The sequence below is a fragment of the Parvibaculum sp. genome, assembly GCF_030694575.1.
Taxonomy (GTDB): Bacteria; Pseudomonadota; Alphaproteobacteria; order Parvibaculales; family Parvibaculaceae; genus Parvibaculum.
This window is the reverse complement of record NZ_JAUYUS010000004.1, coordinates 18170-33667: the sequence shown is the minus strand read 5'-3', so window position 1 is coordinate 33667 and position 15498 is coordinate 18170. Positions and strand designations below refer to the sequence as shown.

The window sequence follows — 15498 nt, the reverse complement described above, 5'->3', positions numbered from 1 at the left end:
CGGGGATAAACCGGGCAGGGAAGTGGTGCACCCGACACGATTCGAACGTGTGACCTCTGCCTTCGGAGGGCAGCGCTCTATCCAGCTGAGCTACGGGTGCCAGGGCCGGGCAAGGGCCGTCCGGCGAAGCGGGCGCAAGGTAGAACAAACCGTCGGCCCTGACAATCTCCGGTCCTTGGCGGCCCTCGCGAATTCGCCTATAGGAGAGGGGCCCCCGTGAAACCCGTTCGCGCCAGGCGGACACCGTGAGAGTTCTGCGTTCCATGTCGGAGCCCCTGAGGCTTGCGCCTTTCGACGTGTATATCGATCCGCTGCTCTCCTTTCAGGACGGGCGCCTCCGTGAAATGCTGGCCTATTGGGAGGGCAAGCGTGTCGGCAAGCCCTTTCCCGCGCGCGCCGATGTAAGCCCCGCCGACATCGTCAGCCACCTTCCCTCCGTCTTCCTGGTCGACGCGACGCCGCCCGCGCTCGCGCTCCCGCATTTCCGCGTCCGCCTCATGGGCACGGCATTGAACGAGTTGTTCGCCCGCGACTACACGGGCCGGACGCTCGAACATGAAATGTCGGAAAAATCGGCCGCCGCCGTCGCCAAGGTTTTCGGCATCGTCTGCCAGTTGCGCCGCCCGCTCCGCCTTCACGGCCAGGCCGTTTTCGCCAATGCCGGCCAGCCCACGGCGCTCGAGGCGGTGCTCATGCCGCTCACCACGGGCAGCGGCTCGGTCGATATGGTGATGGGCGAACTGGTGAAGCGCGCCTCCGCCTGAAGCCTAGTGCGACGTCAGTTGCATGAACACATCCTCGAGGTCCGATTCCTCGGTCGAGATGTCGACGATCTCCATGCCTTCCGCGCTCAACTGCCCGAGAATGGCCATGACGCTCGTCTCCGCCGGATTGTACTGGACCGAAATCGCGCCGTCGGCCCGCACTTCCGCCTTCATGCCGGCAAGCGCGGCCGGCAGTTGCGTCGCGGGCGTCGCCGGCCGCACGATCAGCCGCTTGTCGCTGATCCGCGCCAGCAGCGTTTCCTTCGGCTCGCAGGCCACCACCTGCCCCTTGTCGATGATCGCGATGGTGTCGCACAGCGCCTCCGCTTCCTCGAGGTAATGCGTCGTCAGCACGATCGTCGTGCCGCGCGCGTGCAAACCCTTCACATAGTCCCAGAGCTGCCGTCTGAGCTCGATATCGACGCCCGCCGTCGGCTCGTCGAGAATGAGCACCGGCGGGTTGTGCACCATCGCCTTCGCCACCAGCAGCCGCCGCCGCATGCCGCCCGAAAGCGTCCGCGCGTAGGCGTCCGCCTTGTCGTCGAGCCCCATCGCTTTCAGGATTTCCATCGTCCGCCGCTCGCGCTTCGGCACGCCATAGAGCCCGGCCTGCATCTCCATCACCTCGGCGGGCGTGAAGAACGGGTCGATGTTGAGCTCCTGCGGCACCACGCCGATGGAAGCGCGCGCCTGCCTCGGATTGACGTCGATGTCGAAGCCCCAGATCGAGGCCGAACCGGAAGTCTTCGTCACGAGCCCGGCAAGAATATTGATGAAAGTGGACTTGCCCGCGCCGTTCGGCCCCAGCAGCGCGAAGATCGAACCGCGCGGTATCGCAAGGTCGATTCCCTTCAGCGCTTCCTTGGCGGGCTGGGCGCCGCTCGCCTTGTAGACCTTGCGCAGGTTCCGCGCCTCGATGGCGTTGCGCGTCCCCGTGCGGGGCGCCGGCTCCGGCGGCAGGCGGGTTTCGAGGCTGTCTTCATTGTCGGCAAGCGAATGGGCCATGAGCGGGCTCTTTTCTGAAACTTTTCAGGCTTGGCTTCGGGGCCGGTTCTTTTTGGCGCGCGGTACGCGCTATAGTGGCGGCCCCCGAGGCCGGGGACGGTGAGGCACTATAGATAGGAAAGGCAGGGCGTGTGGCAAGCGGCAAGGCGGAAACGGCAATGGCGGAAAAGACCGGAAGGTCGCTGAAAAAAGGCGACCACCTCTTCCTGGTGGACGGTTCGGGCTATATTTTCCGCGCCTATCACGCCCTCCCGCCGCTGACGCGGAAATCGGACGGCATGCCGGTCGGGGCCGTCGCCGGCTTCTGCAACATGCTCTACAAGCTCATCGAGGACACCAAGGACGAGTTCGAGCCGACGCATCTTGCCGTCATTTTCGACGCCGCCGCCAAGACCTTCCGCAACGACATCTACCCCGAATACAAAGCCAACCGCGTCGAGCCGCCGGAAGACCTGCGCCCGCAATTCGCGCTGGTGCGCGACGCGACCCGCGCCTTCGGCGTCCCCTGCATCGAGAAGAAGGGCTACGAGGCCGACGACATCATCGCCACCTATGCGCGCCTCGCGCATGAAGCGGGCGCCCGCGTCACCATCGTCTCCTCCGACAAGGATCTGATGCAGCTCGTGAACGACAATGTCGACATGCTCGACACCATGAAGCTGAAGACGATCGCGCGCGAACAGGTGATCGAGAAATTCGGCGTACCGCCGGAGAAAGTCGTCGAAGTGCAGGCGCTGGCGGGCGATTCCACCGACAACGTGCCCGGCGTTCCCGGCATCGGCATCAAGACGGCGGCGCAGCTCATCGGCGAATATGGCGATCTCGAAACGCTGCTCGCCCGCGCCGGCGAAATCAAGCAGCAGAAGCGCCGCGAAAATCTCCTCGCCTTCGCGGAACAGGCCCGCATCTCCCGCCGCCTCGTCGAGCTGGACAACAACGTCCCCCTCGAAGAGCCGCTCGAGGGCATGGGTATCCGCGAGCCCGATCCCGAAACGCTGATCGGGTTCTTCAAGGACATGGAATTCAACACGCTGACGCGCCGTGTCGGCGAGCGTTTCAACATCGACGTCGATGCCATTCCCGCCGCCGGCAAGCATCCGCTCCAGACGGACGGCGCCGTCGCCACCGTCGGCGACGAAGCGCCGAAGAAAGACAAGCAGACGGTTACGCGCACCGCGCGCGGCGGCACGCCGGGCGTCTTGCCGAAGGGCATCGACGCCGATTTTGCCGACGCGAATTATGTGGCGGTGACAACGCTCCCCGATCTCGACGAATGGATCGCGCGCGCCTATGAGCAGGGCTTTCTCGCCGTCGACACGGAAACCGACAGCCTCTTTCCGATGCAGGCGCGCCTCGTCGGCGTCTCGATGTCGCTGCTACCGGGTGAGGCCTGCTACGTGCCTCTGCAGCATGGCGCTGGCGGCGGGCTCGATTTCGCCGACGCTGCCGGCCAGCCGCAGATACCGCTGAAGGACGCGGTCGCCCGCCTGAAGCCGCTGCTCGAAGACCCGTCCATCCTGAAGATCGGCCAGAACCTCAAATTCGACATCGCCGTCTTCCGCCAGCACGGCATCGCGCTCCGCGGCCTCGATGACACCATGCTCATGTCCTACGCGCTCGATGCGGGCGTTCATGGCCACGGCATGGACGAGCTTTCCGAAATCCATCTCAATCACAAGCCTATCGCCTTCGCGGAAGTCGCGGGCAAGGGCAAGGCGCAGATCACGTTCGACCGGGTGCCGATAGACCGCGCCGTGGCCTATGCCGCGGAAGACGCAGACGTCACGCTCCGCCTCTGGCACATCCTGAAGCCGCGCCTCGTCGCAGAGCATCGCATCACGGTTTATGAAACGCTGGAACGCCCGCTCGTCCCCGTTCTCGCGGAGATGGAGCGCGCCGGCGTCAAGGTCGACAAGGCGGTGCTTGCGCGCCTCTCCGGCGACTTCGCGCAGAAGATGGCGCAATACGAGGAAGAGATTTACGAACTCGCGGGCGAGCGCTTCAACATCGGTTCGCCAAAGCAGCTCGGCGAAATCCTCTTCGACAAGCAAAGCCTCGAAGGCGGCCGCAAGACCAAGACCGGCGCCTGGTCGACGGACGCGGACACGCTGGAGGCGCTGGCGGCGCAAGGGCATGAGTTGCCGCAGCGCGTACTCGACTGGCGCGGCCTGTCGAAACTCAAAAGCACCTACACGGATGCGCTGCCGGAATATATCGACCCCCAGACGGGCCGCATCCACACTTGTTACTCGCTGGCCTCCACATCGACCGGCCGTCTCGCTTCCACCGAGCCGAACCTGCAGAATATTCCGGTGCGGACGGAAGACGGCCGGAAAATCAGAACGGCCTTCGTCGCCGAAAAGGGCAACCTCCTCATCTCGGCCGACTACAGCCAGATCGAACTTCGCCTGCTCGCTCATATCGCGGACATCGAGGCGCTGAAGAAAGCCTTCTCCGAAGGTCTCGATATTCATGCGATGACGGCGTCGGAAATGTTCGGCGTGCCGATCGAGGGCATGGACCAGAGCGTCCGCCGCCGCGCCAAGGCGATCAATTTCGGCATCATCTACGGTATCTCCGCCTTCGGCCTCGCAAACCAGCTCGGCATCCCGCGCCAGGAAGCAGGCGAATATATCGACCGCTACTTCAAGCGCTTCCCCGGCATCCGCGCCTATATGGACGACACCAAGGACTTCGCCCATAAAAACGGCTACGTCGAAACGATCTTCGGCCGCCGTATCCACCTGCCGGCGATCAATTCGAAGAACCCGGCCGAAAGAAGTTTCATGGAACGCGCCGCCATCAATGCGCCGATCCAGGGCTCGGCCGCCGACATCATCCGCCGCGCCATGATCCGCATGCCGCAGGCTCTGGCGGATGCGAAGCTTGCCGCACGGATGCTGTTGCAGGTCCATGACGAATTGATATTCGAAGTGCCGGAAAAGGAAGCGGCAAAGACGAGCGAAACCGTCTCGCGCATCATGTCGGATGCCGCCGCGCCCGCCGTTGCGCTCACCGTGCCGCTCGATGTCGATGCCCGCGCCGCCAAAAACTGGGACGAAGCGCATTAGCAAAAGGCGGCGATATGGATAGCGAAGATCAACGCAGAAAGAGCTGGGAAAACGCGCTCGCCGACGCGCTTCCCGTCAGCCCCTTCCTGATTGGCGGCGTCGTCTCGGCCCTTTTTTTCGCGAGTTTTCTTCTCACGGCTTTTCTTTCCGGCGTCGCCATTGTTGTCGTTCGTCCCGATGAGGTCTCTCTCTCGAGTCATGCCTGGGCGGCGCTTGCCCTTTCGCTTCTCTGGTTTGCGATTCTCGGCATCGGCCGCTACACGGTCGCCGGAAACCTGCGCGACGCGCGCCTCCTGGTCGGGCTCGCCCCCAATATCACCGCGGCCGAGGTCGAGCGCCACGCCCTTGGCGTCACGCCGAGGGAGCTTTCCCGCTCGCGACTGGCGGGGCTCGCGGGTTTCGTCGCGGGGGCCGTTCTCTATTCGATCGCCGTGCTGGGTCTCCGGCAGAACGGCTGGCCCGCATTCGAAACGCCGGTCGACATCTGGATGTTGTGCATCGTTTCGCTGCTCGTCATGCAGTTGCTGCGGCGCATTTATTTCCTGCGGGGCGATACAAGGTTTTTCTCGGATGCGCTGAAGGGGCTCGAGCCGGACCTGTCGGATATCTCGCAACTCGATGCCTTCGGTCGCGTGGCTTTGCGCGGCGCGCTGCCCTGGTTTGCCGTATCGGGTGTCGTCGCCTTGTTGCTGGTCGGGCAGGACGCGGACGGCATCACCGCGCCTGCTCTGGTCCTGACGCTTGCCGCGGCCTTCTTCGTCTTCTCCCGTCCCATGCTGCGCTCGCACCGCGTCATCCGGCAGGCCAAATACCGCGATCTCGCCCGGCTGCGTAGCGAAATCCGCCGTAACGAGAGAGCCTTCCGCGAAGGCGGCGAGGCGGCGCGCGAAGCAGCGCTGATGCTCACCGCGTTCATTGCGCTCGAAAGACGGCTGGAACGCATGCGCGAATGGCCGCTCGACCTTCAGACGGCGGGCCGCCTCCTCCTCTACGCGGCGATCCCGCTCGGCTCCTGGGTCGGCGCGGGCGCCGTCAATATCGCTCTTGAAGCGCTGGTTGGATGACACGCTTGCCGCGCGCCGCTTTCGGCCTATGTGATTCCGGGATACGCCGTTAACAGACGGAGGACCGCCAATGCCGACGCCGAAGGACGACCGGAAAAAAGTCGACGAGGCCGACAAGGAAAGTTTCCCCGCATCCGACCCGCCCGCATGGACGAGCGGCGTCGCCTCCGCCGAAGAGGATGCGAAGCGCGCCGTGAAGAAGGCCGAGAAAGCCGAAAAGGAACGGTCGGCGGAAGAAGACAGCGTCGACGAAACGATCGAGGAAAGTTTCCCGGCCTCTGACCCGCCTTCCTGGACAGGCACCCATGCCGGCGACGGTCGCGACAGCCACGCAAAAAAGAAGAAATAGCGGCAAGGCGCCGAACGCATTCAGCCAATGGCCCGGAAGGATTTCTCCTTCCGGGCCTTGTCGTTCAGGCCGCGAGCGTCAGCGTGATCGGTTGCCTCTGCCTCTTCGATGCATGGAGTTCGCCCATACGGTCCGTGTGCCGCATCAGGTTGTCATGGCCGAGCGCGGCATCCCGGAGCGGGCTTGCGAGTTCCGGCCCGACGATGTTGATGAGGCAGGCGAACACTGTCACATCCGCCATCGTCGGCTTGTCGCCGAAGAAGAAGGGCTTGTCGCCCAGCATCGTTGAAAGAGCGGCGAGGTCCGTCGCGCCGAGCGCATATATTTCCTCGCTCGTATGGCGTCCCGTCCCCTGTGCGTGGAGCGCGGCGCACATCTGCTTGCGCGCCATGCGCGGCACGATCCAGGACAGCGGGAAGGGCAGGCCGCCGAAGAAAACCTCTCTCACCGTCGGCCAGTTCCGCTCGTCGGCCCAGCGGCTGTGAACGATTACCCAGTAGAGCCGTTCATCGACCATCCGCTGCAGCATGTGCGATTGCGCTCTCTCGGTATCGCTCAGCTCCCGGTCGAGATCGACGCCGAGCTTTTCCTTGAGGTGGTAGAGAACGAGCGTCGAATCGCCGATCCGCTCTCCCTCGATCTCGATGAAGGGAAGCTTTCCCTTTGGCCCGTTGGCGGGGTTGGTCTCGTACCAGACCCGGTGCGGCACACCCGCAAGCCGCATCGCCGTCTCGAGTTTCACGCAGAACTGGCTCGGATTGGGCGTGCCCTTCAGGCGCGCCGGAAAAATGTGAAGGCGGATCATGGCAGGGACCTCCGTTGATTGAACGGATACCAACATACTGACACACTACTGACAGCATGCCGTCAGCAGCGATCTGCGATGGTGCGCCCGCATGAAGGAGGTCCCGATGCGCCGCGCCGACCGTCTTTTCGACATCATCGAGTTTCTCCGCCGCAACAAGCGCGTGGTCACCGCACAGGAACTTGCGGAAAAGCTCGAAGTTTCCGTCCGCACCATCTACCGCGACGTCGCCGACCTGCAGGCGAGCCGCGTACCGATCGAGGGCGAGGCGGGCCTCGGCTATGTGCTGCGCTCCGGTTACGAGCTGCCGCCCCTCATGTTCACCGAAGACGAGATCGAGGCCCTCGTCTTCGGCGCCCGCATGGTGCGGGCCTGGGGCGACGCCGCCTTCACCCAGGCCGCCGATGCCGCCGTCGCCAAGATAAGAGCCGTGCTGCCGGAGCGGTTGGAGCGCATCGCGGAAACCACGCGCGTCACCGTCGCGCCGGGCCGCACAAGCCAGAAGGACGGTTACAGCCGCCATCTCTCGCCCGTCCGCCGCGCGATCCGCGAGCGCCGCAAATTGTCCATCGACTACGAGGCGCTGTCGGGCGAGAAATCGCGCCGCACCGTGCGCCCGCTTGGTCTCGCTTTCTTCGGGCCCTTCTGGATGCTCGCCGCCTGGTGCGAGAAGCGCAACGACTTCCGCACCTTCCGCATCGAGCGCATCGGCACGATGAAGGTGACGGAAGAGGTTTTCGCGGATGAGAAGGGCAAGACGATAGAAGATTTCATCGCCCGCCCGAGCGAGAGTTCCTACAGCGGCCTGCCGCAACCTCACGCCGACTGACGGTCCCTCAATGAAAAAGCCCGGACGTTGCTGTCCGGGCTTTCGCAAATTCCGTGAACGCGTCGCTTATTCGGCGGCGCGGGCAGCGGCGGGCGCCGCGGCGCGAACGTCGGGGTCCACATGCGCCTCGAACTTCGCGAAGTTCTCGATGAACATCTTCACGAGCTTCTGCGCCTGCGTGTCGTAGGCGGCCTTGTCGGCCCATGTGTCGCGCGGGTTGAGGATCTTGTCGTCGACGCCCGGCACGCTCACCGGCACTTCGAAACCGAAATTCGGATCGGTGCGGAAAGCGACATTGTTGAGCGAGCCGTCAAGCGCGGCGGCCAGCAGCGCGCGCGTCGCCTTGATCGGCATGCGGTTGCCGGTGCCGTAGACGCCGCCGGTCCAGCCGGTGTTGACCAGCCAGCACGAAACCTTGTGCTCGGCGATGAGGGCGCGCAGCAGGTTGCCGTATTCGGTCGGATGGCGCGACATGAAGGGAGCGCCGAAGCAGGTCGAGAACGTCGCCTCCGGCTCCGTCACGCCCTTTTCCGTGCCGGCCACTTTCGCCGTATAGCCGGAGAGGAAGTGATACATCGCCTGCGAGGGCGTCAGCCGCGCCACGGGCGGCAGCACGCTGAAGGCGTCCGCCGTCAGCATGATGATGTTCTTCGGGTGCGGCGCGCGGCCGGTCGCGCTCGCATTCGGAATGAAGGAGAGCGGATAGGCGCCGCGGCTGTTCTCGGCAAGCGCCGCGCTGTCGAGGTCGAGCTCGCGCGTGTCCTCGTCCATCACCACGTTCTCGAGCACGGTGCCGAAGCGGCGCGTCACCGCGTAGATTTCCGGCTCGGCTTCGGCCGACAGTTTGATCATCTTCGCGTAGCAGCCGCCTTCGAAATTGAAGACGCCGTTTTCCGACCAGCCATGCTCGTCGTCGCCGATCAGCGTGCGCGTGGCGACGGCCGAAAGCGTCGTCTTGCCGGTGCCCGAAAGGCCGAAGAAGATCGCCGTGTCGCCTTCTTCGCCCACATTCGCGGAGCAATGCATCGGCATCACGCGCTTGGGCGGCAGTTCATAATTCAGCATCGAGAAGACGGACTTCTTGATTTCGCCGGCATAGGACGTACCGGCGATGAGCACGATGCGCTTGTCGAAATTGCAGGCGATGACGGTGCCGGTGCGCACGCCGTACTTCGCCGGGTCCGCTTCGAAGCTCGGCAGGTCGATGATCGTGAACTGGGGAATGAAATCGTCGAGCTCTTCGGTCTTCGGCTCGATCAGCAGGTTCTGGATGAAGAGCGAGTGCCAGGCGTATTCCGTATAGACGCGGGTCGCGAGGCGATGGGTCGGGTCGGCGCCGCCGAACAGGTCCTGAATGAAGAGTTCCTTGCCTTCCGCGTGTTTCAGCATGTCGGCGTGGAGGAGATTGAAGGCTTCGGACGTCATCGACTTGTTGTTGTCCCACCAGACGGTCTTTTCGGTGGAGGCGTCGCGGACGATGAACTTGTCTTTCGCAGAGCGGCCGGTGTGAACGCCGGTCTTGACGACGAAAGGCCCGTTCGCGGCGACCTGGCCTTCGCCCCTGCGGATCGCTTCTTCGTACAGCGCGGCGGGACGGTAGTTCCAATGGGCGGCGGCGAGATTTTTGAAGCCGCTTTTGTCGGCGCCGAATTTGCTGATGTTGGGCCCGGTCTGTTTCACGCTTCTCTCCTCGTGGTCCTGTGCGGCCCGCACGGGCCTTGGTCGTTTGTCTTGTTGTCTGCCGCCGCCGCCTCTCGCGTCAGGGGCCGAAGTCTATCACGATCGCGCCGTTCCGGCAGCGTGCCCGGCAGGTGCTCATATCGCCGGAATAAAGCAAAAGCGGGGCCAGCGCCTAGTCAGGCGGGCCCGCACGCCTCGAAATTTCGGCGCCAACATAGTTCCCGGTCCGGCAAGGCGCAACCGCTTTACAAGCGGCTTGCAAAGGGTGCGGCGAACCGTCCTTTTTTACCTTTGCATCCATTCCGGGAGAAGATTTTCGCCCGGCCGGGGCCGTCCCGCTTGACGCAGGAAAGCCAAAAAGGCTGCCCCGGAATGCGGCAAAGGCCGCCTTTGCGCAATATTTAGGCGTTATTGCCCTTCCGTCGCGTTCAGGGCCTCCATCAGACGGATGTAGAACGCCACCGCCTCGCCCATGTTCGCCACCGACACCCGTTCGTTGGTCCCGTGGAAACGCGCCATGTCTTCCGGCCCCATGTGGATGGGAATGAAGCGGAACACATTGTCCGTGATCGGCAGGTAATGGCGGGAATCCGTGCCCCCCACCACGAGATAAGGCGCGACGATGGTGCCCGGAAAGCTCTCGCCGATAACCTGCGTGAGCAGCCGGTAGCCGTCCCCTTCGACATTCGACACGGTCGAGGCCTCGCGGATGCCGTCGAGCGGCTCGATCGAGACTTCCGGATCATCCACCGCCTCACGCACATGCTCGATGATGCTTTCCGCGTTGTCGCGCGGATGGATACGGAAATTAACCACCGCGCGCGCCTGCGGCGGCAGCACGTTTTCCTTGTTGCCGCCCTCGACGATGGTCGGCGCGATCGTCGTCTGGAGCTGCGCGGCGCTGGCCGGGCTCCCTGCCATGACGCGGCGCACCACGGGCTCGAACAGCCAGAGATTGGCATAGACCATGCGCTGCATGAACGGCACCGCCGGCGCCAGGCTCTCGATCATGCCCCGCGTCGCGCCGTCGACACGCGCTTCGAAAGGCGCCTCGCCGATCCGTTCGAGCGCACGGGCAAGCCTGCCGATGGCCGTCTGCGCGGCGGGCGAGGGCATCGAGGAATGTCCGCCCTTCGAATAGGCGACGATATCGAGCGAGATCGAGCCCTTCTCCGCCACGCCGATCATCGCAACCGGCGTGGTCACGCCCGGCAGCAGCCCGTGGCCGATCACGCCGCCTTCGTCATTCACCCAGTGCAGCTTCACGCCGCGTTGCTGCAGCGTCTCCGCGATGACCTTGTTGCCGGTGCCGCCGCCGATTTCCTCGTCATGCCCGAACGCGAACAGGATGGTGCGTGTTGGTTGGAAGCCCTGCGCCGCCAGCATGTCGGCCGCTTCCACCATCGCGACGAGCGAGGCCTTGGTATCGATCGTGCCGCGTCCCCAGACATAGCCGTCGGCGATCGTCCCGGCGAAGGGCGCCTGTTCCCATTGATCCTCCGTACCCGGCGCAATCGGCACCACGTCGAGATGCGACATCAGGAGAACGGGGTCGAGCGAGGCGTCGGTTCCGGCCCATGTATAGAGAAGACTGTGGCCGCCGAAGATTTCGCGCGAGGCGGCGGCCGTAAAGGCCGGATAGGTCGCGCCCAGCCAGTCGCGAAAGCCCGTCATCGCCGCGTCCGACCGTGCGAGGTCGTCCGCAGCCGCGCCGCGCTGGTGCGAGATCGTCTCGAAGCGCACGGCTTCGGCGAGGCGTCGCGCCGCCCGTTCGGCATCGACGCTTCCCGCCGCGCCCGCTTCCACAGGCGCCGCAACGGGCACCATCAGCGTCCGTCCGACGACCACGACCACCAGCAGGACAATGAGCCCCGCAAGCCCCAGCAGGATGCGCTTCAACATGTTTCCCCCATTGCGGCCGGGTTGGTCCCGGACCCTTGCTTGTGCCTTGCAGCCGGTTTTCGCCGCCGTGCCCTGCCTTGTCAAACGCCGCCGGGACTCTTCTCTCGGATATTATGGGTATGGACCGTGGCGCCGCACTCGCCAACCCCTTATACTGCCGCCACATTTTGGGCCAAAAGCGACCCTAAGCCTCAACGCCACGCTGGGCGGCGTTCTGAGAGCGGGGTATGTCATGCAAGAGGTCCGGAACGAGAAGAGTGAAGAGGGCCCGGAGCTGCCGGCGGCGGGCCATGAGCGTCAAAAGGGACAGGGGCCAATGCCGACCATCGCGCTGGTGGACGACGACCGCAATATTCTGACATCGGTGAGCATCGCGCTCGAAGCCGAGGGCTATCACGTCCAGACTTATACGGACGGCGCCGCCGCGCTTGCCGGCCTCGCCGCCAATCCGCCGGACGTCGCCGTCTTCGACATCAAGATGCCGCGCATGGACGGCATGGAGCTCTTGCGCCGCCTGCGCCAGAAGTCGGACCTGCCTGTCATCTTCCTGACCTCGAAGGACGACGAGATCGACGAGTTGTTCGGCCTCAAGATGGGCGCCGACGACTACATCCGTAAGCCTTTCTCGCAGCGTCTCCTTGTCGAGCGCGTGAAGGCCGTGCTGCGCCGCGCCGCGCCCAAGTCCGATGGCGCGCCGGCCGAAGGCGCCGCCGTCAATCAGGTGATGGAGCGCGGCAAGCTCGTCCTCGATCCCGAACGTCACACCTGCACCTGGGAAGAAAAGCCCGTCGTCCTCACGGTCACGGAATTTCTGATCCTCCAGGCGCTCGCCCAGCGCCCCGGCTATGTGAAGAGCCGCGACTCGCTGATGGATGCCGCCTACGACGACCAGGTCTATGTCGACGATCGTACCATCGACAGCCACATCAAGCGGCTCCGCAAGAAATTCAAGGAAGTCGATGACAGCTTCGATGCCATCGAGACGCTCTACGGCGTCGGCTACCGCTACCGGGAAGCCTGATCGGCCCACGAGCGCCGCTGGAGCGCTTTGAGGAAAAGCGAAAACCATGGCGAGCCTGATGGAGGAGGAGATGCGCGGCGAGGCGGGCGAGGGCGGTTCCGCGCGCCCGCGCGCCACCGCCCGTGACGGCGCCCACGCTTCCCGTTCGTCCTCGCCGGACGATTTCGCGCCGCCGCGCGGCATCCGCCCGCCCGGCCTCATCTCGAGGATCGGCGTCTATCTCGGCCGCGCGCTGGTGAGCTTTCGCGGCTTCCTCGCCGGTGGCCGCTTTTCCAGCCTCACCCGCCGCATCGTCGCCTTCAATGTCGCGGCGCTCTTTGTTCTTCTCTCCGGCATTCTCTATCTCAACCAGTTCCGCGAGGGCCTGATCGACGCCCGCCGCCAGAGCCTCCTCACCCAGGCCGAAATCATCGCCGGCGCGGTTGCGCAGGGCGCCACCTCCACGCAGGGTGCGCAGGTGATAGACCCGTTGGCGCTCGGCACGATCCTCGCCCCGCCGCCGGACGACGCCGATCCGGAAGCGAACGGCAACGTCCCGATCATCCCGGACAATGCCGCGCCGATCCTGCGCCGCCTCGTCCTGCCCACCCGCACCCGCGCCCGTCTTTACGACAAGGAGGGCCTCCTCATCCTGGATTCGCGCCAGTTGAGCGCGTCGGGCCAGATCGTCGCCTTCGAATTGCCGCCGCCCGAAGGCGCCGACGAGATCGGCGTTCTCGACCGCGTCACGGACTGGGCGCTCGGCATCCTGCCGGGCCGCAATCTGGAGCGCTTCCGCGAAGCCGGAAGCCAGAACGGCACCATGTATTCCGAGGTCGTGGCCGCCCTCGAAGGCACCGCCTCCAGCCGCGAGCGAGTCAACGACCGCGGCGAACTCATCGTCTCCGTCGCCGTGCCGATCCAGCGTTACCGCGCGGTCCTTGGCGTACTGATGCTCTCGACGCGCGGCGGCGACATCGACCGCATCGTGCGCGCCGAACGTTATGCCATCCTGCAGGTCTTCCTCGTCGCGCTCGGCGTCACGATCCTGCTCTCGGTGGTTCTCGCCGGCACCATTGCGGAGCCCGTGCGCCGTCTCGCCCAGGCCGCCGAAACAGTGCGGCGCGGCAAGAACGCGCGCGCGCAGATACCGGACTTCACCGGCCGCCGCGACGAAATCGGCGAACTCTCCGGCGCGCTTCGCGACATGACGAACGCGCTCTACAGCCGCATCGACGCGATCGAAAGTTTCGCCGCCGACGTCGCGCATGAAATCAAGAACCCGCTGACCTCGCTCCGCAGCGCCATCGAAAGCTTCACCGTCACGAAGGACGAGAAGGCGAAAGCCCGTCTCATGGAAATCATCCAGGAAGATGTGCGCCGCATCGACCGGCTGCTCAGCGACATTTCCAATGCCTCGCGCCTCGACGCGGAACTGTCGCGCAGCGAGCTGGAAGATGTGAACATCGCCACGCTCCTCGAAACCGTCTGCGATCTCTTCAACGAGAGCGGAGTCGCCGGCAGCGCCCGCGTGAAACTCTCGATCGACCCGGGTGCCCCCGGCCGCGAGGGCATGATCGTGAAGGGATTCGACACGCGCCTCGGTCAGGTCGTGCGCAATCTCATCGACAACGCGCTCTCCTTCAGTCCGGAAGGCGGCACGGTCTATGTCGCCGCCACGCGCGAACCCGGCCACATCCTTATCCGCGTCGAGGACGAAGGCCCCGGCATCGAGCCGGAAAACTTCGAGCGTATTTTCGATCGCTTCCACACCGACAGGCCGGACAGTTTCGGTGAGCATTCGGGCCTCGGCCTCGCCATCTCGCGCCAGATCGTGGCCGCGCATGGCGGTACCATCCGTGCGGGCAACCGCATGAAGGACGGCAAGGTTGCGGGCGCGCGCTTCACCGTCGACCTGCCCGAAGCGGCCTGAGGGGCGTCATGGCGGCACCGCTTTACATGCACGGTACCTGCGTTGCCTGCGGCGCGCGCGCCGTGCTGCTGCGCGGTCCCTCCGGTGCCGGCAAATCCGATCTCGCCTTCCGCCTCGTCCGCGACGATCTCTCCGGCGAAACCCGCCTCGTCGCCGACGATCAGGTCGCGCTCCACGTCGCGGATGCGCGCCTCGTGGCAAGCGCGCCCGCCCTCCTTGCCGGCATGATCGAATTGCGCGGCCTCGGCCTCGTCGAGGTTCCCTCGGTCGCGGCAGCGCCCGTCGCGCTCATCGTCGATCTCGTGCCCCGCGCCGAGGTCCCGCGCCTCCCCGAGCCGCGCTTCGAGGATGTCCTCGGCTGCCGCCTCCCGGTCCTCGCTCTCCACGCTTTCGACGTCACGGCGGCGGCCAGGCTCCGCCTCGCCCTCGAAACCCTGCCGGACACTGGATTCCCGGGCCCCGACGGCCGCCTTGGCGGCCGTCAAAGCCAATAAGCGCCCGCCTTGGCGGCCGTTAATGCCTCCGAATTGGGCGAAAGCTTCGGTGAACTGCCGATTGTTGCATCGCAACACTTGTCATGGACGCAGGATTGGGGTCACGATACGCGCCTTCGCGGGGGCGCGAATGGCTGTCGACGGCGCCATGCGCGTAACGGGCGGCGGGATTGCGGCATTGAGGGCGGTTGATGATCGGTTTGGTACTCGTAACGCACGGCCAGTTGGCCAGCCAGTTCGTTGCTGCGATGGAGCATGTGGTCGGACCGCAGGCCCAGGTCGCTTCCATCAGCATCGGCCCCGATGACGACATGGAGCAGCGCCGCAAGGACATCCTGAAGGCCGTTGCGGCGTCCGATACCGGCGACGGCGTCATCCTCCTCACCGACATGTTCGGCGGCACGCCCTCCAATCTCGCCATCTCGGTGATGGACAAGGCGAAGGTCGAGGTGATCGCGGGTGTGAACCTCCCCATGCTGATTAAACTCGCCAGCGTCCGCGACACGGCGACCCTCGGAGACGCCGTCGATCAGGCGCAGGAATCCGGGCGCAAATACATCTCGATCGCAAGCCGCGTCCTTGCCGGCGACGGGGCCTAGGCC

General features: G+C 65.0%; 13 protein-coding genes and 1 tRNA gene. 9 read left to right on the top strand and 5 right to left on the bottom strand.

Annotation, left to right across the window (positions count from 1 at the left end):
- Positions 1–23 precede the first annotated feature (23 nt).
- A tRNA-Arg gene (locus Q8S60_RS00740) sits at positions 24–100 on the bottom strand.
- Between the two features lie 163 nt (positions 101–263).
- Between Q8S60_RS00740 and Q8S60_RS00735 the strand changes: the two genes are divergently transcribed.
- On the top strand, positions 264–764 hold the full coding sequence (locus tag Q8S60_RS00735; RefSeq protein ID WP_305275602.1) for a PAS domain-containing protein: 501 nt from the start codon (positions 264–266) through the stop codon (positions 762–764).
- A gap of 3 nt (positions 765–767) precedes the next feature.
- Here Q8S60_RS00735 and Q8S60_RS00730 read toward each other — a convergent pair whose 3' ends face one another.
- Positions 768–1769: an ABC transporter ATP-binding protein gene (locus tag Q8S60_RS00730; RefSeq protein WP_305275603.1), complete on the bottom strand. Its 1002-nt coding sequence runs from the start codon at positions 1767–1769 to the stop codon at positions 768–770.
- A 182-nt stretch (positions 1770–1951) separates the two neighbouring features.
- Here Q8S60_RS00730 and polA point away from each other — a divergent pair, with 182 nt between their 5' ends.
- The 3 genes from polA (at position 1952) to Q8S60_RS00715 (ending at position 6253) form a co-directional block, all read left to right on the top strand.
- Entirely contained in the window at positions 1952–4840 is a 2889-nt protein-coding gene (gene polA / locus Q8S60_RS00725; RefSeq protein ID WP_305276402.1) for a DNA polymerase I, read from the top strand.
- A gap of 14 nt (positions 4841–4854) precedes the next feature.
- Complete coding sequence (locus Q8S60_RS00720; RefSeq protein WP_305275604.1) at positions 4855–5904, top strand: hypothetical protein; 1050 nt, start codon at positions 4855–4857, stop codon at positions 5902–5904.
- Positions 5905–5974: 70 nt separating this feature from the next.
- Entirely contained in the window at positions 5975–6253 is a 279-nt protein-coding gene (locus Q8S60_RS00715; protein WP_305275605.1) for a hypothetical protein, read from the top strand.
- Between the two features lie 64 nt (positions 6254–6317).
- On the opposite strand, the gene Q8S60_RS00710 is transcribed toward Q8S60_RS00715, so the two are convergent.
- Positions 6318–7058, bottom strand: a complete 741-nt coding sequence (locus Q8S60_RS00710; protein WP_305275606.1) for a glutathione S-transferase family protein — start codon at positions 7056–7058, stop codon at positions 6318–6320.
- 106 nt (positions 7059–7164) lie between these two features.
- Between Q8S60_RS00710 and Q8S60_RS00705 the strand changes: the two genes are divergently transcribed.
- Positions 7165–7887, top strand: coding sequence for a YafY family protein (locus Q8S60_RS00705; protein WP_305275607.1), 723 nt, complete (start codon positions 7165–7167; stop codon positions 7885–7887).
- 66 nt (positions 7888–7953) lie between these two features.
- On the opposite strand, the gene Q8S60_RS00700 is transcribed toward Q8S60_RS00705, so the two are convergent.
- Positions 7954–9567, bottom strand: coding sequence for a phosphoenolpyruvate carboxykinase (locus tag Q8S60_RS00700; protein WP_305275608.1), 1614 nt, complete (start codon positions 9565–9567; stop codon positions 7954–7956).
- A 408-nt stretch (positions 9568–9975) separates the two neighbouring features.
- Positions 9976–11469 (bottom strand): M20 family peptidase, encoded by a 1494-nt coding sequence (locus Q8S60_RS00695; RefSeq protein WP_305275609.1) that lies wholly within the window; start codon positions 11467–11469, stop codon positions 9976–9978.
- 316 nt (positions 11470–11785) lie between these two features.
- Between Q8S60_RS00695 and Q8S60_RS00690 the strand changes: the two genes are divergently transcribed.
- From Q8S60_RS00690 to Q8S60_RS00675, 4 genes are all read left to right on the top strand, one after another.
- Positions 11786–12490, top strand: coding sequence for a response regulator transcription factor (locus Q8S60_RS00690; RefSeq protein WP_305275610.1), 705 nt, complete (start codon positions 11786–11788; stop codon positions 12488–12490).
- A gap of 46 nt (positions 12491–12536) precedes the next feature.
- Positions 12537–14402, top strand: a complete 1866-nt coding sequence (locus Q8S60_RS00685; RefSeq protein WP_305275611.1) for a sensor histidine kinase — start codon at positions 12537–12539, stop codon at positions 14400–14402.
- 8 nt (positions 14403–14410) lie between these two features.
- The gene (locus Q8S60_RS00680; protein ID WP_305275612.1) at positions 14411–14896 is read left to right on the top strand and encodes an HPr kinase/phosphorylase; all 486 of its coding nucleotides are present in this window, start codon (positions 14411–14413) and stop codon (positions 14894–14896) included.
- A 191-nt stretch (positions 14897–15087) separates the two neighbouring features.
- Positions 15088–15495 carry a PTS sugar transporter subunit IIA gene (locus Q8S60_RS00675; protein WP_305275613.1) on the top strand — a complete coding sequence of 136 codons (408 nt, stop codon included), beginning with the start codon at positions 15088–15090 and terminating at the stop codon, positions 15493–15495.
- Positions 15496–15498 lie beyond the last annotated feature (3 nt).